The sequence below is a fragment of the Bacillus cereus group sp. MS39 genome, assembly GCF_040448665.1.
Classification (GTDB): domain Bacteria; phylum Bacillota; class Bacilli; order Bacillales; family Bacillaceae_G; genus Bacillus_A; species Bacillus_A wiedmannii.
The window spans coordinates 4,947,742-4,972,496 of the sequence record NZ_CP123058.1; the positions used below are offsets into that span (position 1 = coordinate 4,947,742).

The following is a 24,755-nucleotide window of genomic DNA, read 5'->3' on the forward strand; positions in this document are numbered from 1 at the left end:
TTATAAAAATGGACGAAATAGTCCTTTTATTGTTTGTGATAAATTTTTATAGGCTGATGAGCCATGAAACTCAAGATCGAAATTAACTTCTTCAAGCCAATGGGAATCAAATGCTCCTGCTTCAATATACGGTTCAATATCATTTCTCCCCGTTGGATTAAAGTGGAATACATCTACCCCAATTTGATTTAAAAATAATAATAAAACAGCATCCGAACGGCTTAATTCTCCGCTCTTCTCATTATTAAATATAACAATTTTCGGTACTTCTTGCGAGTAATCAAATTTCTCAAGTTGCTCTAAAATGTTCGGCGGTATTTGAGAAAGCTGTGCGAAAACATACAGTGCTACATCTTGTTTCGTCTCTTTCGCAATGGGTTTACACATTTCACTCTCGCACGTATGGATGATTGCCTCTGCAATACCATGTTGCAATCCTTCTGGCAAACGTTTATGTGGCCACCAATGACTGTTCATAATTAAATCAGGGTGTAATTTCCCCCCGCGGTCTAACGCATCTCGGTAATGATATTGGAAATTCGCTTTTTGTTCTTTCGTAAACGGAAATGTATTAATTAATAAACTGTTATCAAATGATGTAATAGCCTTTAATCGCTGAAAATATTCTTTATCATTTTTTGAGACACCTGATATTTTCGCAAATAAAGAAGGGATATAAATGTGTTTATTTTCAACAAAGAATGTTGGACGCACAAATGCCTTTTCTTTCGTAATTAAAAAGAGTTCATCATACGTTGTTTTGAGCGTACGAGCTACAGGCGTATAGGAACGAAATTGCCATGGCTTGTACAGCAGTGAGTTATCATGGTGAAGTACTTGTTCAATTTCTTTTGAAGCCTGATACGCTACTGTCGCAACTCGCTCACGGCGGCGATCTGGAAATGGCTCAAGAGAAATCCGACCTGGATGAGACACAACAAAACTTCTTCCTTCCTCATCAACATTCTCAAATCCATCTTTTCCTTCTGGGTGATAATAAAGTACATCGCAACCGAGCATAATAAGAAAGTATAAGAAATATATACGGCTTTCCTGTGCATCACCGTACCAAATAATGCGCGGCATTTGTTTCTTATAATTAATCGTAGAGAACCACTTCGCTGCGTAATTGTCACTTAACTTAATCATATCGATTAAGAAACGACGGAATCCTTCTGTTTTTAATGATTGGTTATGTTGTTTTTCATACAATTTTAATACAGAAATAAACGTCGTATGTATATAATGCTGTAAGTCAGGATTGTCTACTTGTGGTAATAGTTGTTTTCCAGACAGATGGGCGACAAGCCTATTTACTGTAAGGCCATTCGGTGCTTCTTGATGTAATGTAAAAACCTCTTGAATATGGCGCAGTTTTTCGGGATCAATCACCTTATTTAAATTTTGTTCATGCAAAACCACGACCCCTTTCACTTCGCTATAATCAAATAGCTCATTGAAATATTCATCTACATCATTAGGAACACCAAGAATACGTGTTGCTATATAACTAAACTTCATCTCATTCTCTGTCAGTTCATATTGTGGGCGTTTTTCTAAAAGCGCTTCAAATTGCTTTAAATCTGATTCGTCTTTTAATGCACATGGTTGAAGTGTAAAACGTGAAAACACAACAGTTCACCTCCAAAAACATTTACTTTTTTTATAAAGTCTCTCTTCTATTATAAACTATTTTTAGTTATAAAAAATGGGCGCTCGCATAACGAGCAAACCCATTTCAATTATTTATGATTATTTTTAGTAGCTGCAACTTCTTCTTTAGCTTGTCCAGAATTCTTCATGTAGTGAAGTATAAACGTTGCTCCAAATGCTACAACTAAAATAATAAAGAATAGCTTATGGCTTACTTCAATATGAATAACAGACAATAACATTTTTGCTGCAATAATTAAGATTAAAATATATGCTGTCGTTTCAAGTTCTGGAATACGCTCTAACAATTTTAAGAATACGCCAGCGATACCACGCATCATTAAAATACCGAGCATTCCACCTAATAATAGAATCCAAACTTGATTTGATACACCAAATGCAGCAAGTACGCTATCTACAGAGAACGCGATATCCATTAATTCAACCATCGCAACTGTTCCCCAGAAGACACCAAACATTCTGAAGAGAATACTGTTTTGGTTCATACCATGAGCTTCTTCTTCTTCTGCATTACCTTTTCTTTTATCAATGAAGTATTTAACTGAAAGCCAAGCTAAGTAAAGTGCACCTAACACTTTTACCCACGCCAATTTAATTAAGAACATTCCAATTCCAATCGCAATAAAACGGAATACATAAGCTCCAATAAGTCCATAGAATAATGCTTTTTTACGCTTTTCTTCCGGAAGGTGTTTTACCATTACCGCTAATACAAGTGCGTTATCAGCAGATAACAACCCTTCAAGCACAACAAGTGTACCTATTAATCCCCAAGATACTGGATCTTGCAACACTTTAATCCACATGTCCAAGTCGAAAAACTGAGCATACGTATCAAGGATCCCTTGCAAAATACTCATCTTACCTTTATCCCCTATTCTTTGCTAGATTTATAGAAAGGTCAAAAAAAGGAAACGAATATCGTTTCCCTTCTTATGCATCCAAGCCATACGCTCTTACAAGCGCACCTAAGCCACCTTGGAAACCACTTCCTACTGCATTAAACTTCCACTGTCCATTATGACGGTATAATTCACAAAAGACAACTGCTGTTTCAATGGAGAAATCTTCCCCTAAATCAAAACGAAGAACTTCTTCACTCGTTTCTTCATTCGCTAAACGAACGAATGCGTTTCCAACTTGTCCAAAGTTTTGATTACGGCCTTCTCCATCATAAATTGTAACTGTAATAGCAATTTTGTGCACATCTGCCGGAACTTTCTTCAAGTCTACAACAAGTTGCTCATCGTCGCCTTCACCTTCACCTGTACGGTTATCCCCTGTATGTAGAACAGATCCACAAGGAGACTGTAAATTGTTATAAAATATAAAGTCAGTTTCCTTCGTGCATTTTCCATTCGCATCTAATAGGAATGCTGATGCATCTAAATCGAAATCTGATCCACCGTCATAAGATTTAATATCCCATCCAAGACCAATTACTGCTTTTGTTAAGCCAGGGCTTGTCTTACCTAAATCAATCTTCTGTCCTTTTTGCAATTGAATAACCATTTATATTCACCTCTATATTTTATATCTTAAAAAATATATCCATCAGTAAACACCTGTTTCACCGATAGATATATAAAATCTATTACTCTACATCTAAACCGAAATTATTACATAGAGACGCTAATCCGCCCTGGAATCCACTTCCGATTGCATTGAACTTCCAGTCACCTGCATGACGGTATAATTCCCCTACTACAACAGCTGTTTCAATAGAGAAATCTTCTCCTAAATCGTAACGAATTAACTCTGCATTCTTTTCTTCATCTAAAATACGTACGAAAGAGTTAGAAACTTGTCCGAAGTTTTGGCTACGACCTTCTCCATCGTAAATTGTGATTGAGAAACAAATACGTTCGATATGTGCAGGTACATTTTTTAAATCTACTTTAATCGATTCGTCATCGCCTTCACCTTCGCCAGTTCGGTTATCTCCTAAATGCTCGACAGCACCATTCGCACCCTTTGGGTTATTATAGAAGACGAAATCCTCTGCCCCTGAAACTTTACCGTTAGCACCTACTAAGAAAATACTAACATCTAAATCGAAATCGTTTTGTCCGTCATAACGATTCGTATCCCAACCAAGTCCTACAAGAACTTTTGAAAGACCTGGATTTGTTTTTGTTAAGTCTACCTTTTGTCCTTTTTTCAATGAAATTGATGCCATATTCAATTCCTCCTCGGTTTATTTTATTGATAACGTGATACAATCTCACTTAAGTTTTTATCTTGTGTGCCTTCTCCAACAGCTGAAAACTTCCATTCACTTCCGTGGCGATACATTTCACCTGCAATTAGAGTCGTTTTGCCAGCATAATTATCCGATAAATTATAGCGTGCTAATTCTTCACCAGTTTGCGGGTTTTGAATCCGAATATATGCATTACGAATCATCCCGAAATCTTGACGACGATTTACACAGTCATAAATATTTACAACGAATACTAAACGATTAATACGGCTCGGAACTTTATGTAATTCTACGAAAATTGTTTCGTCATCACCAGCGCCTTCACCTGTTAAATTATCTCCTGAATGAATAATACTACCACAAGTAGAAAGCTTGTTTCCGAAGTAAACTAAATCGTTTTTGTTTAAAAAGCGATCCCCTTCTAACATAACAACAGATGCATCACAATCTACATTCGGTTTACTTCCAAATAATGAAGACAGAAACCCACCTGATTGCCCAATTGGATCCCAGCCTAAGCCAACCTGTAGTTTTGCTACTCTCGGTTGTCCTTTCGTTAAATCGATCTTTTGTCCTTTTTCTAAAATAATAGGCATGAAGTTTCTTCCTTTCTACAAAGCATTTTCCTAATCGGAAAATATTGTATTCTTCTCTTATATTGTAGCATTATTTATCTATTGAGAAAAAGAATAAATTCTCAATTATATGAAAACACCTATATCATTTATTTATATTGATGTAAGAAGTGGTAAATCGAACCAATCATTCCTGCGTGATTACGATTTTGTGCGATTTTAATCTCGCAATTACTATAAATCTCAGGATTTAAATATTTTCGTACCTCTTCCTTTACTTCTTCTAAAAATCGATTACCTCTATTAGTAATCCCTCCACCAATAATAATTACTTTTGGATTGAAGATATAAGCAAGATTACTAATTCCAATGGCTAAATGTTTAAAGAATATTCGAACGGCATGTATAACTTCTTTATCCTTCTGATCATATAATTCAAAAATTTTTTCACCGTTCCAATTCCCGCTACCTTTATACTTCCGCACAAGAGAAATTAACCCTGAAATCGAGGCAACCTCTTCAAATTTTTTCCCTTCGATCAACATATTGCCCCATTCACCAGCACTAAATGAATGACCTCTGTACAGTTTTTTATTAATAACAATAGCTCCCCCTATTCCCGTTCCAAGGGTAAGCATAATGCAATTATTTTCATCTCTTCCAACACCTTGCCACATCTCTCCAAACAAAGCACAATTGACATCATTTTCAATAGATATAGGAACTTTTAATACAGCTTGTAATCTATCAATAATAGGAATACCAGCATAGCGTGGAATATGATCCACGCCGCCAGTTATGATTCCTCTATGAATATCTACAATTCCGGCTGTACTAATACCGATTCCAGAAACAACATGTTCATTCATTAATTGCACCGCCAAGCTAATAATCTTTTGAACGATTTGTTCCCCACCTAAATGGGCCTCTGTTAATGTAGTTTCGTGATTTAGTAATATCCCAGATTTTGAAATAATCCCATATTTAATCTGTGTGCCACCAATATCAAATGCGATATATTTTTTCACACTGTCACTTCCTCTAACATTATGAACTTCACTTTTCTGCATTGAAATGATGATGTTTTCCTTTAATAAGAGTTCACAAGATTTACAGATCCAGCTTTTACGTAGACACTGTTGTATTCTTTATTATCCGAGACAATTTCATAATACGATCCTTGTGGTGTATTAACTGTTTTCTTAATGGCTACCATAATGTTGCGAGATGTCATTCCAGTCTGACCTTCAGCCATACTTTTGAATATCGGAGAACCTGCCGTTAACGTTCCAAGTCGATATTTATTTAAATCTTTACTTCCATTCATTGCATCAATTCTATACATAAGCGAGGCAATTTGCTGTCCCCAATTTTCATCACTTGCATACATGACGTTCATTCCTTGTGCCTTATCTCCTAAGTTTCCACCATTATATGTATTTCCACTTGGATTTAAGTAATGCTTATCTATATATGCCGCACAAAAATCAATACCTTCTTCCCATGTTTTGAATCCAGTTGCACCATTGTATGGATCGGAATCTACCGCTCTAAAGCCAAATAAATTTTTCTTATCTTGCGCGATACGACTTGTTCCCCATCCTGATTCTAAAATTGCATGTGACACTAAGTAACCGGCATTCATCTTATATTTCTCTGCTGCACTTACAAAATATTTTCCTAATCCAATAAGTGGACTCTTTGCATTCGATTTACGTAAGAAATTATCAATTTCATCTCCTGTATAAGTAGATGTTGCACGAAGTGGCATATACTCAAAGTATTGATAACTATCTTGTCCTCCAATTTGCTTCTTATCAAAAGCCTCGTAACGCTCTCCTTCTTTTAAATGTTTCGGAGCATTACCAATTTGATACGTTGCATGTTTACCATTTTCCGGATTGTATACATAATGATATAACTTGCCATTTTTAGTTGCATAATACGACGTTTTCTCACCAGTCATTGTCGGATGTAATGTAACATCATTTATATTCACATAACCTGTCATACCATCAATTTGGACATGAATACGATCATCAACAGCTTTTACAAATTTCAGGTCAGCTCCACCCTTTACATATGTGAGCTTTTTACCCGTCGTAATATCATAAATATTAATAACACCATTTGCACGAACGAAACCTTGCTTCATATTTACAACTTTACCGTCACTTTTAATGTAAGCATCTTCTTTCATATTCTGCATAATTTGTGTTGCTTCCGCTTCATTTGGTTTTTGAACCTTTTGTGATGAGGTAACAATTTCATAAGAAGACGAACCTTGTTTAACTTTTAAGAACTGTAACGAAACATAACCCTCTCCGCCATTAAAACGGATTTTTGCCCAGCCATTTTCTTTTCCTATGATCGTAACAGTCTCTCCATTTTTCAAATGACCGACAGCTGCCGCACCTGTTGATGGACCTTTACGTACATTTAATAAAGACGCATTTACAACGGCTCGTTCTTCTATTACCTGTCCAGGGTTTGTTGGGTTTGTTGGATCTATGGAATCTTTACCAATCGTTATAAACTCTAACGACACATACCCTTCTTTTCCTTGATAGCTGATTTTCGCCCAGCCGTTTGCTTTTCCTAGTACTGTTACTTTTTCTCCATTTTTTAGGGTTCCTAAAATGGTGCTGCTCGTATTTGCCGCACTTCTTACTCGTAAGCTTGTCGCGTTAATCGTTCCTACTTCTTGCGTTCCATTCGTAATGTCTTCCGCTGGCTTTTCTTCTTGTTTTCCTGCTTCCAGCTTCACAAATTCTAACGATACATAACCTTCTTTTCCTTGGTAGCTTATTTTCGCCCAGCCGTTTGCTTTTCCTAGTACTGTTACTTTTTCTCCATTTTTTAGGGTTCCTAAAATGGTGCTGCTCGTATTTGCCGCACTTCTTACTCGTAAGCTTGTCGCATTGATCGTTCCTACTTCTTGCGTTCCATTCGTAATGTTTTCCGCTGGCTTTTCTTCTTGTTTCCCTGCTTCCAGCTTCACAAATTCTAACGATACATAACCTTCTTTTCCTTGGTAGCTTATTTTCGCCCAACCATTTGCTTTTCCTAGTACTGTTACTTTTTCTCCATTTTTTAAGTTTCCGAGGATCGAGCTACTTGTATTCGCTGCACTTCTTACTCGTAGACTTGTCGCATTGATTGTTCCTACTTCTTGCGTTCCATTTGTAATGTTTTCCGCTGGTTTTTCTTCTTGTTTTCCTGCTTCTAGCTTCACAAACTCTAGCGATACATAACCTTCTTTTCCTTGGTAGCTTATTTTCGCCCAACCATTTGCTTTTCCTAGTACTGTTACTTTTTCTCCATTTTTTAAGTTTCCGAGGATCGAGCTACTTGTATTCGCTGCACTTCTTACTCGTAGACTTGTCGCATTGATTGTTCCTACTTCTTGCGTTCCATTCGTAATGTTTTCCGCTGGTTTTTCTTCTTGTTTTCCTGCTTCTAGCTTCACAAACTCTAGCGATACATAACCTTCTTTTCCTTGGTAGCTTATTTTCGCCCAGCCGTTCGCTTTTCCTAGTACTGTTACTTTTTCTCCATTTTTTAAGTTTCCGAGAATCGAGCTACTTGTATTCGCTGCACTTCTTACTCGTAGACTTGTCGCATTGATCGTTCCTACTTCTTGCGTTCCATTTGTAATGTTTTCCGCTGGTTTTTCTTCTTGTTTTCCTGCTTCTAGCTTCACAAACTCTAGCGATACATAACCTTCTTTTCCTTGGTAGCTTATTTTCGCCCAGCCGTTTGCTTTTCCTAGTACTGTTACTTTTTCTCCATTTTTTAAGTTTCCTAGAACCGAGCTACTTGTATTCGCCGCACTTCTTACTCGTAGACTTGTCGCATTGATCGTTCCTACTTCTTGCGTTCCATTTGTAATGTTTTCCGCTGGTTTTTCTTCTTGTTTTCCTGCTTCTAACTTCACAAACTCTAACGACACATAGCCTTCTTTTCCTTGATAGCTGATTTTCGCCCAGCCGTTTGCTTTTCCTAGTACTGTTACTTTTTCACCATTTTTTAAGTTTCCTAGAACCGAGCTACTTGTATTCGCCGCACTTCTTACTCGTAAGCTTGTCGCGTTAATTGTTCCTACTTCTTGCGTTCCATTTTTAATCGTTGCATCTGATGTTTTCGGTTGTTCCGGCTTTTTTATCTCTTCTGTGTTGCCATCAATTTTCACAAACTCTAACGATACATAACCTTCTTTTCCTTGATAGCTGATTTTTGCCCAACCATTCGCTTTTCCTAGTACTGTTACTTTTTCACCATTTTTCAAGTTTCCTAGAACTGAGCTACTTGTATTTGCCGCACTTCTTACTCGGAGACTTGTCGCATTAATCGTTCCTACTTCTTGCGTTCCATTTCTAATCGTTGCATCTGATGTTTTCGGTTGTTCCGGCTTTTTTATCTCTTCTGTGTTGCCATCAATTTTCACAAACTCTAACGATACATAACCTTCTTTTCCTTGATAGCTTATTTTCGCCCAACCATTCGCTTTTCCTAGTACTGTTACTTTTTCACCATTTTTTAGGTTCCCTAAAACCGAGCTACTTGTATTCGCTGCGCTTCTTACTCGTAAGCTTGTTGCATTGATTGTTCCTACTTCTTGTGCTCCATTTTTGATTGTTGGTTGCAGTTGCTTTTGACCAGAAGTGTCAGGTGTTTGAATTGCATCTCCAAATTTTAAAAACTCTAAAGATACATATCCCTCTTTTCCTTTATATTCAATCTTTGCCCAGCCGTTCGCTTTTCCTAATACCGTTACTTTTTCATTTTTTTGAACATAGCCAATCATTGAACTACCTAGAGCTGGACTATTACGTACATTCAAACGAGTTGCCGTAACAATTCCCTCTTCTTTTTGTCCATTATTAATCGTTAATTGTTGTTTTTGTTCAACGTTTGGATTTCCATTCGAAAATCCTAAAAATTGTAATGTGACGTACCCCTCTTTTCCATCATGAGAAATTTTAGCCCATTCTTTTTCCTTACTTAAAACTTGTACATTTGTTCCCTTTTTTACTGTTCCTATAACTTTCCCTTGAGTTGTAGGTTGTTCACGTATATTTAAGTTTGTTGCATTTACTGTCGCTAAATTATCACTTTCTGCAAAGGCATGCGTCGAAATAAAAGATGTTGCTGTCGCTAGAAATGTACCTGTTATTATTTGTTTTGTTGTTTGTTTCATAATTTTTTATAAGAATATAAGAAATCCTATATTCTTCAGCCCTCCCTTTTTTATTCTTCTTACTATTAATCTTAACATATCATTCCGAAATATTTATTTTGAATATCTAAATATAGCCATAAAATTTGTGAACATCTTATCTATATAGTTTTTTGCATAAAACTATATCTCCTATGAAATATTACAAAGGGATGTATTTTAGATGGAATATTAATTTTTCAGGAGGAAAACAATGACGAAAATCTTCATTTTAGCATCAACACTTTCTTTATCTTTTTTTAGCGGCTTGAATATCGTTAATGCAGCCACGGAAAACTTCTCTCCAACAAACGCTATTGTACAAAACAGCGATCATTTAGCAGAAGTAAACTCAAAAGATAATAATAAACCTCCAGGAAGCAACGGTTCTGATGGCAGTGGTTCTGGTGGTAGCGGCTCTGATGACAATGGTTCTGATGGCAACGGTTCTGGTGGTAGCGGTTCTGGTGGCAGCAGCTCTGATGGCAACGGTTCTGGTGGCAGCGGCTCTGATGGCAACGGTTCTGGTGGTAGCGGTTCTGGTGGCAGCAGCTCTGATGGCAACGGTTCTGGTGGCAACGGTTCTGGTGGCAGCAGCTCTGATGGCAACGGTTCTGGTGGCAGCGGCTCTGATGGCAACGGTTCTGGTGGCAGCGGCTCTGATGGCAACGGTTCTGGTGGCAACGGCTCTGATGGCAGCGGCTCTGATGGCAACGGCTCTGGTGGCAACGGTTCTGGCGGTAGCGGTTCTGGTGGCAGCGGCTCTGGTGGCAGCGGCTCTGGTGGCAACGGCTCTGGTGGCAACGGTTCTGGCGGTAGCGGTTCTGGTGGCAACGGTTCTGACGGTAGCGGTTCTGGCGGTAGCGGTTCTGGCGGTAGCGGTTCTGGTGGCAGCGGCTCTGGTGGCAACGGCTCTGGTGGCAACGGTTCTGGCGGTAGCGGTTCTGGTGGCAACGGTTCTGGTGGCAACGGTTCTGGTGGCAATCGGGTTAAGGGCGATAGCAGTTTGCAAGATGGCAAAGGCTCCCAAGATGGCAATCGAGTTAAAGGGGATAACAGTTCACAAGGTGGTAACGTAAAAGATAATGCGACAAAACAAGGTGATAAGTTACCTAATACTGCAGCGCATTATCCTGCATCTATTTTAATAGGACTTTCAACATTCCTAATTGGTATGTTATTGTTTATTCGCCGTAAAAATGCAAAATAAAGACCAACATCCTTCCATCTAAAAAATACATGAAACCAATATAAAATGAAACTTTAATCAGTGGGGGTTTTGTTCATCCCCCACTGATTATTAGTTGAACCAATCGGGCTTTTACGGGCAGTTGATCCCCCACCTAACTTCTTTGCTTCCGCTGAATTTTGAGGTGGGGGTCTTACTGCCCGTTAATTCGGGATAAAACTAAAAAGGGCTTTGGATTGCAGTTTATTATGCAACCCAAAGTCCTTTTGGCATCTATAAGAAAGAGTATTAATATGCTTTTCCCCAATAGACCATGTGCTTTGCTTCTTTACTACAGCAAATACATTCGTCAGCTAAATGTTCTTGCTCAAAAGGCATACAACGTGAAGATACTCCAACTTCTTCTTTTAATTTCTCTTCACAAGCTAGTTCTCCACACCACATCGCCTTAATAAACCCTTGCTTTTCATCAGCTGCTTTTTTCATCTCTTCGAAATTCGTCACACTATACGTATTCTCATCGCGAAATACTTTTGCTTTATTAAATAAAGAATGATGAATTTCCTCAAGTAATGATGGAATGCGTTCTTCTAATTGATCCATTGATATAAATTCTTTTTCTTTCGTATCTCTTCTTACAAGTACAACTTGATTCTTTTCAATATCCTTTGGACCAACTTCTAATCGAATTGGAATTCCCTTCATTTCATACTCATTAAATTTCCAGCCCGGTGTTTTATTGCTAGCATCTATTTTTACACGCGCAACCTTCTGAATACGTCCTTGTAACTCTGTTGCTTTTTCTAACACACCTTCTTTATGCTGAGCAATAGGTACAATAACAACTTGTACTGGAGCGACTTTTGGCGGCATTACAAGTCCGTTATTATCACTATGGACCATAATAAGTCCACCTATCATTCTCGTTGATACACCCCACGAAGTCTGGTGTACATATTGCCACTTACCGTTACGATCTAAAAACTTAATATCAAATGCTTCAGAGAAATTTGTTCCGAAGTTATGAGATGTTCCTGTTTGAAGTGCTTTTCCATCATGCATTAAACTTTCAATCGTATAAGTTGCCTTCGCTCCCGCAAACTTTTCTTTTTCTGTTTTTTGTCCTTTAATTACTGGTATCGCTAAGTATTCCTCACAGAAAGAGGCATATAGATTTAAAATATGTAACGTTTCAGCTTGCGATTCTTCTGCCGTTTCATGAATCGTATGGCCTTCTTGCCATAAAAATTCAGTCGTACGAAGGAATGGTCTCGTTGTCTTTTCCCAACGAACTACTGAACACCACTGATTATATAACTTTGGCAAATCATTATATGATTGAACAATCTTTGAGAAATGCTCACAGAATAAAGTTTCCGATGTAGGACGTACACAAAGTCTTTCCGCTAACTTTTCATCCCCGCCATGCGTAACCCATGCTACTTCAGGAGCAAATCCTTCAACATGATCCTTCTCTTTTTGCAATAAACTTTCTGGAATAAACATTGGCATATATACATTTTCATGACCAGTTGCTTTTAACTTCTCATCCATAACTTTCTGCATATTTTCCCATAAGGCATAACCGTACGGACGTAGAATCATACATCCTTTTACAGTTGAATAATCAACAAGTTCTGCTTTTTTTACAATATCGGTATACCACTGTGCAAAATCCTCTTCCATCTTCGTAATCGCTTGTACTTGTTCTTTTTTCATAGTCAATCTTCCTCCTTTTGAAAATACAAAAAAGCCCGTGTCCCTAAATAGGGACCGAGCTTTGCCGGCGTTACCACCCTGATTCATGCACAAAAATTGTGCATGCTCTCTTTTTGATAACGGGAAATTCCCGCTGCATATGCAGAACTCAAAGGTAGGTTCCATATCGCCTTTTTAAGAATCTTTCAGCCTGGCGGATTCTCTCTCTGCTAAAAAGGTTGAACATGTACTAGTCCTTTTTCATCGTTATAACGAAATAAATTTGTTGATTATCATAATACAAATTCTTTTTTTAAACAATAGCTAATTTTCTAATTTTTATATATTCTTTTCATTTTCTGCAGTTTTATACGTAGCTCTTTCGCGAGATTTTTACAAGTTGATGTGCAATCATACCGATAAGTGTACCAAGTAGAACGAAGAAACCAATAAATCCATATCCCATTCCTTCCCATCCACCAATAACCATCATTGTGACGGGAAAGGATGCTAAGCAAAGAAGTATTAAACTAAGTGCAAATATAATATCGAACTGTTTGTTTGGAAACCGTTTCTTTAGTAAATACGAAATAGCAAATACAAGGATAATCGTAATTCCGCCAATGATGTAAAAGATACTAAATCCATCTAGCCAATCCATAGTATTCCCTCCTTCCATTCATTTCCCTATACTTAATTATATGTTTAATTTTTCTGAAAATAAATAATAAATTAATACCTAGAAATATATTTTTATTACTAGGTATTAATAGTAATATATAAGAATAAGCTTTATATAATCAGGAGGGAACTTTATGGATAAAGCATTAACAAATCATGTCATTATTTTATCTTTCGATTGCTTATCAGCTTTAGATTTTCCTATATTACAAAAACTTCCTAATTTCCAAACATTAATAAACAAGGGCGCGATTGCGAAAAAAGTTGAACCTATTTATCCTTCTGTAACATATCCAAGCCACTCAACAATCGTTACTGGAAACTACCCTAATAAACATGGCGTAGTTAGCAATACGTTACTTCAACCTGGACGTGAGTCACCAGATTGGCATTGGTACCGAAAATCCATTAAAGGAACAACGTTATACGATGAAGCACGTAAAGCAAATTTAACGACAGCTGCCCTTCTATGGCCTGTTACCGGCAGAGCAAATATTGATTACAATTTACCTGAAATTTTTCCAAATAGACCGTGGCAAAATCAAATTTTAGTTTCATTATTTAGCGGTAGCCCGCTATATCAATTAGATTTGAATCAGCGTTTTGGTCATATAAGAAATGGCTTATCACAGCCTGAACTCGATGATTTCGTACTCGCTTCCGCTGTGCATACAATTCAGACGAAAAAGCCGAATGTCATGTTTGTACACTTCACCGATTTAGACACCCAAAGACACTATTACGGCTTTGAATCCAAAGAAACAATAGCCGCAATTCATAGACATGATGAACGGCTAGGGAAAATTATTCAAGCTTTAAAAGACAGTAATCTATACGAAGAGAGTACAATTATCACTCTTGGTGATCATAGCGCTTTAAGTGAAAACAAAGCCATTCAATTAAATGTACTATTTCATCAAAAAGGGCTTATATCTATAAACTCAAAAGGAAAATTAATAGACTGGAAGGCCTATTGCCAAAGTTGCGACGGCTCTGCCTATGTATATGTGAAAGACAAAAATGATACAGATACAATTCGAAAAGTACAACTACTACTTGAAGAACTACTTCAAAATAAACAAAACGGTATTGAATTTATGCTTCATGATGAGGCTGCAAAAGACTGCGGTGCAGATGGTAATTGTTTATTTATGTTGGAAGCACAAGAAGGATATTATTTCACTGAAAACTATACAGGCGATTTTATAAAAGAAATTACTGAAAAAGATGTTACGCCTAGTAAAAAATATACATTTGGTACGCATGGATACTCTCCAACAAAACCTAACTATGAAACAATTTTTATCGCTGCTGGGAAAGGGATAAAAAGCGGCGTTACCATTCCGTATATGAGACTTATTGATGAAGGTCCAACTATCGCTAGACTACTCGGTTTACACTTAGGTGAAACAGACGGATCAATTGTAGAGGATTTACTTCAATTGTAAAGAACTGTGTATATATGTAAAAGTTATGTAAAAATCATCACTGTTTCTCTTTTTATAATTTTTATTTTTGTACACTGTTAGTAGAACAAATTTAAGGGGGAACATTATATGAAAAAAATGTCCAGACAAGAAAAAAGCTGGATATTATACGATTGGGCGAATTCGGTATATTCGCTCGTCATTACCACTGCATTATTTCCAATTTACTTTAAAGCAGCTGCAAAAGAAGCCGGACTATCTGGTGCAACTTCAACGGCATATTGGGGATATGCGAACTCTTTCGCTACACTTTTAATTTCTATACTTGCTCCTATTCTCGGCACAGTTGCTGATTATAAAGGATTTAAAAAACGATTTTTCACATTCTTCTTTGGACTCGGTATCGTATTTACAAGTATGCTAGCAGTCGTCCCAACGTCTCAGTGGTACTTATTATTAGGCTGCTATATGCTCGCATTAGTCGGTTTTGCGGGAGCAAACATTTTTTATGATGCATTTTTAGTAGATGTTACCTCTAAAGATAGAATGGACCGAATTTCTACACGAGGCTTTGCATTAGGCTATATTGGGAGTACTATTCCTTTCATCGGTTGTATCGCTCTTATTATTCTTGCTCAAAAAGGCACTATCCCTTTATCAGTCGGCATTGCCAGTCAAATTTCATTCGCAATAACAGCTCTTTGGTGGGGATTATTTACAATTCCAATGCTAAAAAACGTAGAGCAAACGCACTATATTGAACGTCACCCTAGACCAATTGCAATGAGCTTCAAACGCCTTGCTGATACTTTTAAAAATATTAAAGAATATAAAACTGTATTTATGTTCCTAATCGCTTACTTCTTCTACATTGACGGGGTCGATACAATTATTACTATGTCTACCGCTTACGGAACAGATCTCGGTATTAGTGCAACGAATCTATTAATCATCTTATTTGTCACACAAATTGTAGCTTGTCCATTCGCCTTATTATACGGAAAGTTATCAGAAACATTTACAGGTAAAAAAATGCTATACGTCGGTATTATTATTTATATCATTATCTGCATATATGCTTATTTCTTAAAAACGACACTCGATTTCTGGATTTTAGCAATGTTAGTTGCCACTTCTCAAGGTGGTATTCAAGCACTTAGTCGTTCCTATTTTGCAAAACTAGTACCAAAAGAATCTGCAAATGAATTCTTCGGATTTTATAATATCTTTGGTAAATTCGCGGCAATTATGGGTCCCGTATTAGTCGGTGTTACAACGCAATTAACCGGAAAAACAAACGCTGGTGTCCTTAGTATTATTGTACTGTTCGTTATCGGTGGATTCTTATTAACTAAAGTTCCCGAAAATGATACATCCGTTACACCACCTAGTCCAAAAACTAAAACGCTATAAGAAAAGATCCTCTTCTCATGAGAAGAGGATCTTTTTCTTTATTTTTAGCGATAACGTCTTACAATTAAAAATTCTACAGCCGGCTTTACAACTATCGCAGCGCATAACGCAAACAAAAGCGGTATGTTATGAAAATCAATCCATTTATTAAAACCTACCGATGCGAAAAACAAACCAAAAATTAATACAACAAGTACATAATACGTAACATTTGCACTTGTTTTTAATACATGTTTTTCTACATCTTCTTTCTCCTCCGTTGTCCCTTCCACATTATGCGATGCCAAACTTTTAAACATATAATGTAATGCGATGCTACAAATAAATAGTGCATACCAGTTTACTTGAAGTTCAGTTAACCAATAATAAAGTGCAAACACTAACGTACTTATAGCTACTAATGCCTTAACTACAAGGCTTATTTTCTCTTTCCCCAACAACTACTCCCCCTACAGCTTGTACAAAAATAGTTTATCAACAGTTGTTCCTAATACTTCAGCTAAACGGAATGCTAGCGCTAAGCTTGGATCATATTTATTATTCTCAATTGCATTTATCGTCTGTCTAGAAACTTTACACTTATCAGCCAATGCACCTTGTGAAATATTATTTTCAGTGCGTAATTCATAGATTTGATTTTTCACACCATTTCTCCTAACCTGTAAAATCGTTTTTACATCATCAGTATATAGTTGGGGCATTTCATTGTCAAAAGATTGCCACAAGAAAAGGGAGCAATCCAGCTCCCTTACAATGATTATTTCGAAGCTAACGAATTTGTTAGTTCCTCTTTATTAGCGACATCTTCTTTATTTATTTGCATGCGTAGAACTGGCCCTATTGCAAATAAAATAAGTGACATTGCTATACAAAATACAGTAACTAGTGAGGTCATCTCCTTCAATCCTCCAGCTAGTGAAGTTCCGATTAACATTGCCCCCATAAACAGTGGTAAAATTGTTCCATTTACTCTTCCAATCATACTTTCTGGGACAAGTTGAATCATAAGCGTACCGACAACGATATTAACACAGGCTAAACAAATACCTGTTCCAAACCTCATGAAACTAGTAATCCAAAATGATGTAGATAGCCCTTCTACTAAAAATGACATTGCTAATATGCTCATACCGAATACAAACATCTTTTTCGGGTTCACTTTTGAAGCGAAAACTGCAGCAACAATACCACCGATTAACATACCGATTCCATCAGCTGCGGCTAAATATTGAACTGCTTCCTTTTCCATTCCAAGGCGCTCTATTACAAGAAATACCTCTAATGGATTCGTTAGTCCAACAGCTACGCCCATAACGGTGAAAGTAATCGTAATCATACGTAAATTTTTCGTATGAAGAACGTATTTCCATCCTTCTTTTATATCATTTTTTAATGAACCTCTCGCCACTTGCTCTTGTTCCACCCATTTTGGTAAAAACGAAAGAGCAATAGCAGATAACAAAAATAAAATGATTAAGCTATATAGTGACGTAAATAGGCCAAGTTGTGTGTACACAAGCGATCCTACCACTGGTCCAAAAATCATAAATAATGACTGTAATGTTTGGTTAAATGCAATCGCATTTGCTACCTGTTCTTCTTTTACGTAGCGCTTAAATATACGCGAAGATGATGGCTGAGAAAATTGGCCTACGATCGCGGAAATGAGTGTTGCAAAAAATATAGCCTGCCAATAATCCAGCTTTAACAACAAGACAATTCCTACAATAGACAGTACACTTAATACATCTCCAGAAACCATCGTTTTTTTCGGATTCCAGCGATCAGCTAGCGCCCCACCGATAAACGAGAAAATAAAAATAGGTGCATATTCCATAACCGATAACAAAGAAACTGAAACTGGATCATTATTCGTTCGCTCCATTATGAAATACAAAAGAGCCATATTTCTGATCCAAATTGCAAATTGTTGTAAAATATCAGATGCCATAACGAGCATAAATGCTCGGTTTTTAAATAAAGCGTTCATTTTCATTCCCCTTCCATAAACCGACCGTTCGGTCTAATTTGTTTTGTAAGAAAAGCAACTGACTTATTATTCAGATGCCATTCCTTTTAACAATACATCTATTGCCTTTTTATAAATACGTTGCAGCTCTTTATAATCTAACTCGTAGTAAAGTACTCCAAGCCCTGATAATAATCCATTCACAATATACATAAGGTCGCGCGTATTATCTTCACGAAACTCTCCAGACTGTATGCCTGCTTCAATTAGTTTCTCAAACATAACATATGATTCTCTAGTTAAAGCCAATAGTTCATCCAAAATCTCTTTACTTACAACTTGGCTCATAGAGAATTCCTCTATTGCATTTGAAATGGGTTGCTGTATGTCCTCGACATGATATTCCGCGAGACCATATAGTTTTTCAGTATTCGTACTATACAACTTCTCTTTTTCATTCCATTTTTCAAGCCAATCATACGTATGCTGTTTTACTACAAATAAAAATAATTCTTCTTTACTTTTAAAGTGATAATAAATGCTTCCTTTACTTCGCTCTGTAATTTCACAAATCTCTTCCATAGATGTAGCTGCATAGCCCTTCTGTGAAAACAGAATTTCTGCTTTATATGCAATTTCTTTCTTTATCTCTTCTGCACTTCTTCTCATATTCACACCTCTTTTAAACCGACCGTTCAGTCTAATAATAACAAATTAAAAACCTCTATTACAAGAGGCTATATTCCTTATTTAAGAAAACGTACTCTCAAACCACGTTCGAATCATATGTATTATTCCAATTTTAAATCCTAATTTAACAAGAACTACGCCTCCCGCAGCTAATAAAAATAACGCTACTTTCCCCTTATTTTTCACTTTCGGTTCCCTTTTCATTTCCATTCCCCTTAGTATATTAAAAATATTTAATCAAACGTTTGTTTAAAAAGAAATACGCCCCCTATAGGGCGTATTCTCATTAATCACCGCCACCACCGCTGCTGCCTCCACTATCTCCGCCGAAAGATCCTCCACAATCATGTGAACCTCCATCGTGCGAGCTATCATTATCAGATCCAGCAAAGAAAAATAATGGTGATGAGTTGTTAGATGAATTATGAATGTTATTTTGTTTCGTAAGATTTACCTTCTTTTTGTTTGATCGAACTGCCGTTACGATCGTTCCAACTACAACAAATAATAGTATGACAATAATAAATTCCATATAAAAGCCTCCCTTAATCTTCGAATAATTGAATGGTTCTCTCTAAATTTTCAAGTGAAATAAAGCGCGATTCACGAAGGATCTCTTTTCCATTATAAAATAATAAAACTGTTGGCCCTGTAAATACTGCATATCGCCCCGCGATCTCTTGCATGTCTTGTAGTAATATTTCTACTTTCTCTACGTAATCATAATTCTCTAATACGCAATTTACTTTTCTTAACATAACATCACAAACACCACAATTTTCTGTTTTAATAAACAGAAGTACTAATTGTTGTTCTTCAATATATGTCGCTAACGCTTCTATCGTTTTAAATGTATTCATCTTATCCCTCTTAGCGTAATTTACGAAATACTTTACCCCGCATAACGGGGCAGTAAGACTCTCACCTCAAAATCCAGCTGAGACAAAGAAGTTAGGTGAGCGGTCAACTGCCCGTAAATGCCCGATTGGTTCAACTAATAATCAGTGGAGGATGAACCTCCCCACTGATTAAAGTTTCACTTTATCCTGATACATACGAAAAGCTGAACTCTCTTTAATCTTTCTCTTTTCCATTACTTGCTGAAAACGAAGCGTTTTTACTGTTAACTCTTCTTGTAATTTTTTTCGCTCTGCTTCATCATAACAGCAAGCAATTAAATCTTCTATTTTTAATATATCTTTTTGTAGTTCCATTTCTGGTGGAATCATACCCGCATTTTTTAAGATTTTATAACTCATTCTAAGTTCTGGAGGTACCATTGAAAGGTCTTCTAATTGTAGTGGTTTTCCTTTTCCCGGAATATGATCAAGGTCTCCATTCCGTATTGCTTGTCGAATTTTTTCTTCAGCAATGTTCAAAAAGACATCCACACCATTCGCTCCTTTACATATTTTTACTATTATTTTACATGATATTTTCTCATCTTGCTACGCTATTATAAATTGACTTTATACAATTTTTTCTCAAATTTAATTACAAGGAGCCTTTTCCTCCCTAATCAATATTTTATTTTCATGTGTAGTCTGTATTAGAGCCATTTCATATTGAGAAAATCTTTGCGAATCAAATAAAGCGTTTACACTAAATCTTACATTTGCTACGATTTAATCACCCCCAGCTCCCTTGTATAGACTTCGTGATGTCTGATCATTTTTATCTAGACGTTTCATACGTCTAGATTCACTTTGGTTTACTGGCGCATGCCTTTAAATATATCTTTTATTTTGAAAGGAGAAATGACTATGAGCTCCAAAAAATTCACACTGCTATTACTATCCCTACTACTCTTCTTACCTCTTTTTCTCACAAACTTTATTACTCCAAATGTTGCATTAGCAGATTCACCAAAGCAAGGTCAAAAAATTGTTGGGTATTTTCCTTCATGGGGCATTTACGGACGTAATTATCAAGTTGCAGACATTGATGCATCAAAGCTAACTCATTTAAACTATGCTTTCGCTGATATTTGCTGGAATGGAAAACATGGAAACCCTTCTACTCACCCCGATAATCCAAATAAACAAACGTGGAACTGTAAAGAGTCTGGAGTACCACTGCAAAATAAAGAGGTTCCTAATGGCACTCTCGTACTCGGTGAACCTTGGGCTGATGTCACAAAATCTTATCCGGGATCAGGTACAACTTGGGAAGATTGTGATAAATATGCCCGTTGTGGAAATTTCGGAGAACTGAAACGATTAAAAGCTAAGTATCCTCACTTAAAAACAATAATTTCAGTTGGTGGCTGGACTTGGTCTAACCGCTTTTCTGATATGGCAGCTGATGAAAAAACAAGAAAAGTATTCGCTGAATCTACAGTAGCTTTTCTTCGTGAATATGGATTTGACGGCGTTGATTTAGATTGGGAATATCCGGGCGTTGAAACGATTCCTGGTGGTAGTTATCGTCCTGAAGATAAGCAAAACTTCACCCTACTCCTTCAAGATGTTCGAAATGCATTAACGAAAGCTACTGCAGAAGATGGGAAACAATATTTACTAACAATCGCATCAGGTGCAAGCCAACGTTATGCGGATCATACAGAGCTAAAGAAGATCTCTCAAATACTTGATTGGATTAATATTATGACATATGATTTCCACGGTGGATGGGAAGCTACTTCTAACCATAATGCAGCACTATACAAAGATCCAAATGACCCAGCAGCGGATACAAAATTTTATGTAGATGGTGCGATAGACATTTATACAAATGAAGGGGTTCCAGCGGATAAACTCGTATTAGGTGTACCTTTTTACGGACGTGGATGGAAAAGTTGCGGAAAAGAAAATAATGGGCAATACCAACCTTGTAAACCAGGTAGTGACGGAAAGCTCGCTTCTAAAGGTACTTGGGATGATTATTCTACCGGTGACACAGGTGTGTACGATTATGGTGATTTAGCAGCTAATTATGTTAATAAAAATGGTTTTGTTCGCCACTGGAACGATGTAGCGAAAGTACCTTATTTATATAATGCGACTACAGGCACGTTTATTAGCTATGATGACAACGAATCTATGAAATATAAAACAGACTATATAAAGACAAAGGGTCTAAGTGGCGCAATGTTTTGGGAACTAAGCGGGGATTGCCGTACAAGTCCAAAATATAGTTGCAGTGGACCAAAATTACTTGATACGTTAGTAAAAGAATTACTTGGTGGACCTATTACTCAAAAAGATACTGAGCCCCCAACAAACGTAAAAAATATTGCTATTACAAATAAAAATTCAAACTCCGTTCAATTAAACTGGACTGCATCTACTGATAACGTAGGAGTTACGGAATATGAAATTACTGCCGGAGAAGAGAAATGGAGTACAACAACAAATAGCATTACAATCAAAAACTTAAAATCTAATACCGAATACACATTTTCAATAATAGCAAAAGATGCTGCCGGGAATAAATCACAGCCTACTTCTATTATTGTAAAAACAGATGATACTGATACAACACCTCCTGGTGGAAATGGTAATGCTACCTTTTCAGTCACTTCAAATTGGGGAAGTGGTTACAACTTCTCGATTGTAATTAAAAATAGTGGAACGACCCCTATTAAAAACTGGAAATTAGAATTTGATTATAACGGCAATTTAACACAAGTTTGGGATTCTAAAATTAGTAGTAAAATAAATAATCATTACGTAATTACGAATGCAGGATGGAATGGTGAAATTCCTCCTGGTGGATCCGTTACAATCGGAGGGGCAGGAACAGGCACTCCCGCCGAACTTCTAAATGCATCCATTAGCGAAAACTAAGCGTAACCTCCATTAATTATTTCACTAAAGTTTGAATTTAGGTTTGAGTGCTCTATCCTAAATTCAAACTTTTAATTTTATGAAAAATCACAAATTGTTATTACAATAACCTATTATAATTATATTTAGTTTCTAATATGAAGTTCATGTGAAGTTCATCTGAATTTTACATGAATTTCCTTTAAGTTCTATTGTCTTCCTATACTAATCACATTATCCTTTACATATAGGAATTATTTTCATTCCATTTCAAACTATCTATATATACAAAGAAAGATAGTCGCCTATTAGGGAAAGGCATCTAAATATAAACATAACATAAGAAAAAGCACGCTTATAAGCGCACCATAAGAGTGCTTCTTCATACAATTCTCATGTAAGAGTTCTCGAAAATCATGTTAATCACAGGGAAAAGGCATTAGCTTATACAAGCTAATGCCTTTTCTTTATTCATATCGTTCAGCATCCCATTCTTCTATATTCCATACTTTTGTTATCCATGCTTCATAGAAAGAAGGCTCATGTGAGACAAGTAAAATTGTTCCTTTATATTGTTGTAACGCTTCCTGCAAAGACTTCTTTGTTTCTGTATCCAAATGATTAGTCGGTTCATCTAAAATTAAAACATTGCTTTTCGTTACGATAAGTTCACATAAACGTACTTTCGTTTGTTCCCCGCCGCTTAATAAACGAATAGGTTTTAATACATGTTCTTCTTTCAATCCACACTTTGCTAATGCTTGGCGTACTTCTTTCTTTGTCATATCTGGTCGTTCTGCCCAAACTTTTTCTAATGGTGTTGTTTCTGAAGCAAATTCTTCCTGCGCAAAATAAGCAGGATTTACTCGTTCTCCAACAGAAATTGAACCGCTTAACGGCTTTATTTGACCTAATAACGTTTTTAACATTGTCGTTTTTCCAATTCCATTATGACCAACAATCGCTATCTTTTCTCCTTTTTTCACTTGCAAATTCAATTCTGGACATAACGGAGAACTATATCCTATCCTTAGTTTTTCAGCCTGTAATATGCGACTAACTGGCTCCTCATAAACATTGAAATCAAAACGGGATCGAGGTACATGATTAACCTTTTCAACCCTTTGCATTTTCTCCAATACTTTCTCTCGACTTTTGGCCTGTTTCGCTTTTCGAATTTTATTTTTTTGAATAAATGTTTCTAACTGAGCAATTTCTTTTTGCTGTTTCGCATGCGCCGATTGTAATTGTTTCCTTTGCAATTGATAACTTTGCACAAATTTTTCATAATTTCCTACGTACCGCTTCACTTTCCGTTCTTCTAGATGATAAATAACATTCGTAATACTGTTCAAAAATACTTCGTCATGTGAAATGATCACATAAGCTTTTTCATACAGTCTTAAATACGATTGCAACCATTCTATATGGGCTGTATCTAAATAGTTTGTTGGCTCATCTAGCAATAAAACATCAGCTTTTTCTAAAAGGAGCTTCCCAAGTAATAACTTTGTTCGCTGTCCTCCACTTAACTTTGAAACATCCTTTTTCAACCCTATTTCAAATAAACCTAAACCGATTGCTACTTCTTCAATTTCTGTATGAATTTGATAGAAATTAGAGCTTTCCAATATAGTTTGTAATTCTCCATACTTTACTAACAACTTTTCTACTTCTCCTGCTCCAGCCATCTCTTCTGTAATTTTTAACATTTCACATTCAATCGCATACAAATTAGAAAATGCACTTTGTAAGTATCCTTCAATTGTTATCCCCTCTTGTAAATCCATATGTTGCTGTAAAAAGCCTATCTTCACATGTGGAAACCATTCAATGTTTCCGTCATCATGTATAAGTTCTCCTGTTAAAATCCTTAACAAGGTTGATTTTCCAATTCCATTTTTCCCAACTAACCCAACATGCTCGCCCTTTAATAGTCGAAAACACGCATTATATAAAATGGTTTTCTCACCATACGAATGACTTAAATTTTCTACTGTTAATATACTCATTTTTTTCTCTCCTCTACTTATGGTTCATAAGCTAAATAGAGAGAGCAACAGTATAAAGCCTTATTTAATTGTATATATAAAAAATGGGTAAGGTGAATACACCTTACCCATTACATATTATCGTAAAAAAGGATTAAGGTTCTTTACCTGCTGTCTTCAATTTAGCTTAATCGTTAAAAATGGGCAGACTTCTCCCGCATCAAGCTAAAACCATTTGAAGAACAGTTGATAAAGTCATT

Annotated in this window: 22 protein-coding genes and 1 other annotated feature; of the genes, 4 read left to right on the plus strand and 18 right to left on the minus strand. The window is 36.4% G+C overall.

Going from position 1 to position 24,755, the window contains the following annotated elements:
• The 7 genes from QEP67_RS25640 to QEP67_RS25670 all read right to left on the minus strand — a co-directional run bounded on the left by QEP67_RS25640 (window position 1) and on the right by QEP67_RS25670 (window position 9,652).
• Complete coding sequence (locus QEP67_RS25640) at window positions 1-1,632, minus strand: YceG family protein (protein ID WP_000492831.1); 1,632 nt, start codon at window positions 1,630-1,632, stop codon at window positions 1-3.
• Between the two features lie 110 nt (window positions 1,633-1,742).
• Window positions 1,743-2,534, minus strand: coding sequence for a TerC family protein (locus tag QEP67_RS25645; protein WP_000025697.1), 792 nt, complete (start codon window positions 2,532-2,534; stop codon window positions 1,743-1,745).
• A gap of 73 nt (window positions 2,535-2,607) precedes the next feature.
• On the minus strand, window positions 2,608-3,186 hold the full coding sequence (locus QEP67_RS25650; protein ID WP_000236650.1) for a TerD family protein: 579 nt from the start codon (window positions 3,184-3,186) through the stop codon (window positions 2,608-2,610).
• Between the two features lie 82 nt (window positions 3,187-3,268).
• Complete coding sequence (locus QEP67_RS25655; RefSeq protein ID WP_000146727.1) at window positions 3,269-3,853, minus strand: TerD family protein; 585 nt, start codon at window positions 3,851-3,853, stop codon at window positions 3,269-3,271.
• Between the two features lie 23 nt (window positions 3,854-3,876).
• On the minus strand, window positions 3,877-4,473 hold the full coding sequence (locus tag QEP67_RS25660; protein WP_001121597.1) for a TerD family protein: 597 nt from the start codon (window positions 4,471-4,473) through the stop codon (window positions 3,877-3,879).
• A gap of 128 nt (window positions 4,474-4,601) precedes the next feature.
• The gene (locus QEP67_RS25665; protein ID WP_000759855.1) at window positions 4,602-5,480 is read right to left on the minus strand and encodes an ROK family protein; all 879 of its coding nucleotides are present in this window, start codon (window positions 5,478-5,480) and stop codon (window positions 4,602-4,604) included.
• Between the two features lie 62 nt (window positions 5,481-5,542).
• Window positions 5,543-9,652 carry an SH3 domain-containing protein gene (locus QEP67_RS25670; protein WP_353706466.1) on the minus strand — a complete coding sequence of 1,370 codons (4,110 nt, stop codon included), beginning with the start codon at window positions 9,650-9,652 and terminating at the stop codon, window positions 5,543-5,545.
• A 232-nt stretch (window positions 9,653-9,884) separates the two neighbouring features.
• Between QEP67_RS25670 and QEP67_RS25675 the strand changes: the two genes are divergently transcribed.
• Window positions 9,885-10,880, plus strand: a complete 996-nt coding sequence (locus QEP67_RS25675; RefSeq protein WP_353706467.1) for an LPXTG cell wall anchor domain-containing protein — start codon at window positions 9,885-9,887, stop codon at window positions 10,878-10,880.
• A gap of 267 nt (window positions 10,881-11,147) precedes the next feature.
• Here the strand turns inward: QEP67_RS25675 and proS are convergent, their stop codons facing one another.
• Complete coding sequence (proS, locus tag QEP67_RS25680) at window positions 11,148-12,578, minus strand: proline--tRNA ligase (protein ID WP_353706468.1); 1,431 nt, start codon at window positions 12,576-12,578, stop codon at window positions 11,148-11,150.
• 46 nt (window positions 12,579-12,624) lie between these two features.
• Window positions 12,625-12,831: a binding site (T-box leader), on the minus strand.
• 93 nt (window positions 12,832-12,924) lie between these two features.
• The gene (locus QEP67_RS25685) at window positions 12,925-13,218 is read right to left on the minus strand and encodes a YesK-like family protein (protein WP_000383868.1); all 294 of its coding nucleotides are present in this window, start codon (window positions 13,216-13,218) and stop codon (window positions 12,925-12,927) included.
• A gap of 154 nt (window positions 13,219-13,372) precedes the next feature.
• Between QEP67_RS25685 and QEP67_RS25690 the strand changes: the two genes are divergently transcribed.
• Window positions 13,373-14,686, plus strand: coding sequence for an ectonucleotide pyrophosphatase/phosphodiesterase (locus QEP67_RS25690; protein WP_353706469.1), 1,314 nt, complete (start codon window positions 13,373-13,375; stop codon window positions 14,684-14,686).
• A 108-nt stretch (window positions 14,687-14,794) separates the two neighbouring features.
• Entirely contained in the window at window positions 14,795-16,078 is a 1,284-nt protein-coding gene (locus tag QEP67_RS25695) for an MFS transporter (RefSeq protein ID WP_048560113.1), read from the plus strand.
• Window positions 16,079-16,122: 44 nt separating this feature from the next.
• Here QEP67_RS25695 and QEP67_RS25700 read toward each other — a convergent pair whose 3' ends face one another.
• The 8 genes from QEP67_RS25700 to QEP67_RS25735 all read right to left on the minus strand — a co-directional run bounded on the left by QEP67_RS25700 (window position 16,123) and on the right by QEP67_RS25735 (window position 20,128).
• Window positions 16,123-16,515 carry a hypothetical protein gene (locus tag QEP67_RS25700; protein ID WP_048560114.1) on the minus strand — a complete coding sequence of 131 codons (393 nt, stop codon included), beginning with the start codon at window positions 16,513-16,515 and terminating at the stop codon, window positions 16,123-16,125.
• Window positions 16,516-16,527: 12 nt separating this feature from the next.
• Complete coding sequence (locus tag QEP67_RS25705) at window positions 16,528-16,779, minus strand: helix-turn-helix transcriptional regulator (protein ID WP_002070345.1); 252 nt, start codon at window positions 16,777-16,779, stop codon at window positions 16,528-16,530.
• A gap of 56 nt (window positions 16,780-16,835) precedes the next feature.
• Window positions 16,836-18,068 (minus strand): MFS transporter, encoded by a 1,233-nt coding sequence (locus tag QEP67_RS25710; protein WP_353706470.1) that lies wholly within the window; start codon window positions 18,066-18,068, stop codon window positions 16,836-16,838.
• A 66-nt stretch (window positions 18,069-18,134) separates the two neighbouring features.
• Window positions 18,135-18,716: a TetR/AcrR family transcriptional regulator gene (locus QEP67_RS25715; protein WP_353706471.1), complete on the minus strand. Its 582-nt coding sequence runs from the start codon at window positions 18,714-18,716 to the stop codon at window positions 18,135-18,137.
• An 81-nt stretch (window positions 18,717-18,797) separates the two neighbouring features.
• Window positions 18,798-18,941, minus strand: coding sequence for a hypothetical protein (locus QEP67_RS25720; RefSeq protein WP_048560117.1), 144 nt, complete (start codon window positions 18,939-18,941; stop codon window positions 18,798-18,800).
• A gap of 82 nt (window positions 18,942-19,023) precedes the next feature.
• Entirely contained in the window at window positions 19,024-19,269 is a 246-nt protein-coding gene (locus QEP67_RS25725; RefSeq protein WP_353706472.1) for a hypothetical protein, read from the minus strand.
• A 13-nt stretch (window positions 19,270-19,282) separates the two neighbouring features.
• Window positions 19,283-19,597: a thioredoxin family protein gene (locus QEP67_RS25730; protein WP_001091335.1), complete on the minus strand. Its 315-nt coding sequence runs from the start codon at window positions 19,595-19,597 to the stop codon at window positions 19,283-19,285.
• 168 nt (window positions 19,598-19,765) lie between these two features.
• Window positions 19,766-20,128: a DUF1992 domain-containing protein gene (locus tag QEP67_RS25735; RefSeq protein ID WP_000382353.1), complete on the minus strand. Its 363-nt coding sequence runs from the start codon at window positions 20,126-20,128 to the stop codon at window positions 19,766-19,768.
• A 372-nt stretch (window positions 20,129-20,500) separates the two neighbouring features.
• Here QEP67_RS25735 and QEP67_RS25740 point away from each other — a divergent pair, with 372 nt between their 5' ends.
• Window positions 20,501-22,525, plus strand: a complete 2,025-nt coding sequence (locus QEP67_RS25740; protein WP_000095624.1) for a glycosyl hydrolase family 18 protein — start codon at window positions 20,501-20,503, stop codon at window positions 22,523-22,525.
• Window positions 22,526-22,971: 446 nt separating this feature from the next.
• Here QEP67_RS25740 and QEP67_RS25745 read toward each other — a convergent pair whose 3' ends face one another.
• Complete coding sequence (locus tag QEP67_RS25745) at window positions 22,972-24,516, minus strand: ABC-F family ATP-binding cassette domain-containing protein (protein WP_048567172.1); 1,545 nt, start codon at window positions 24,514-24,516, stop codon at window positions 22,972-22,974.
• Between the last annotated feature and the right edge of the window lie 239 nt (window positions 24,517-24,755).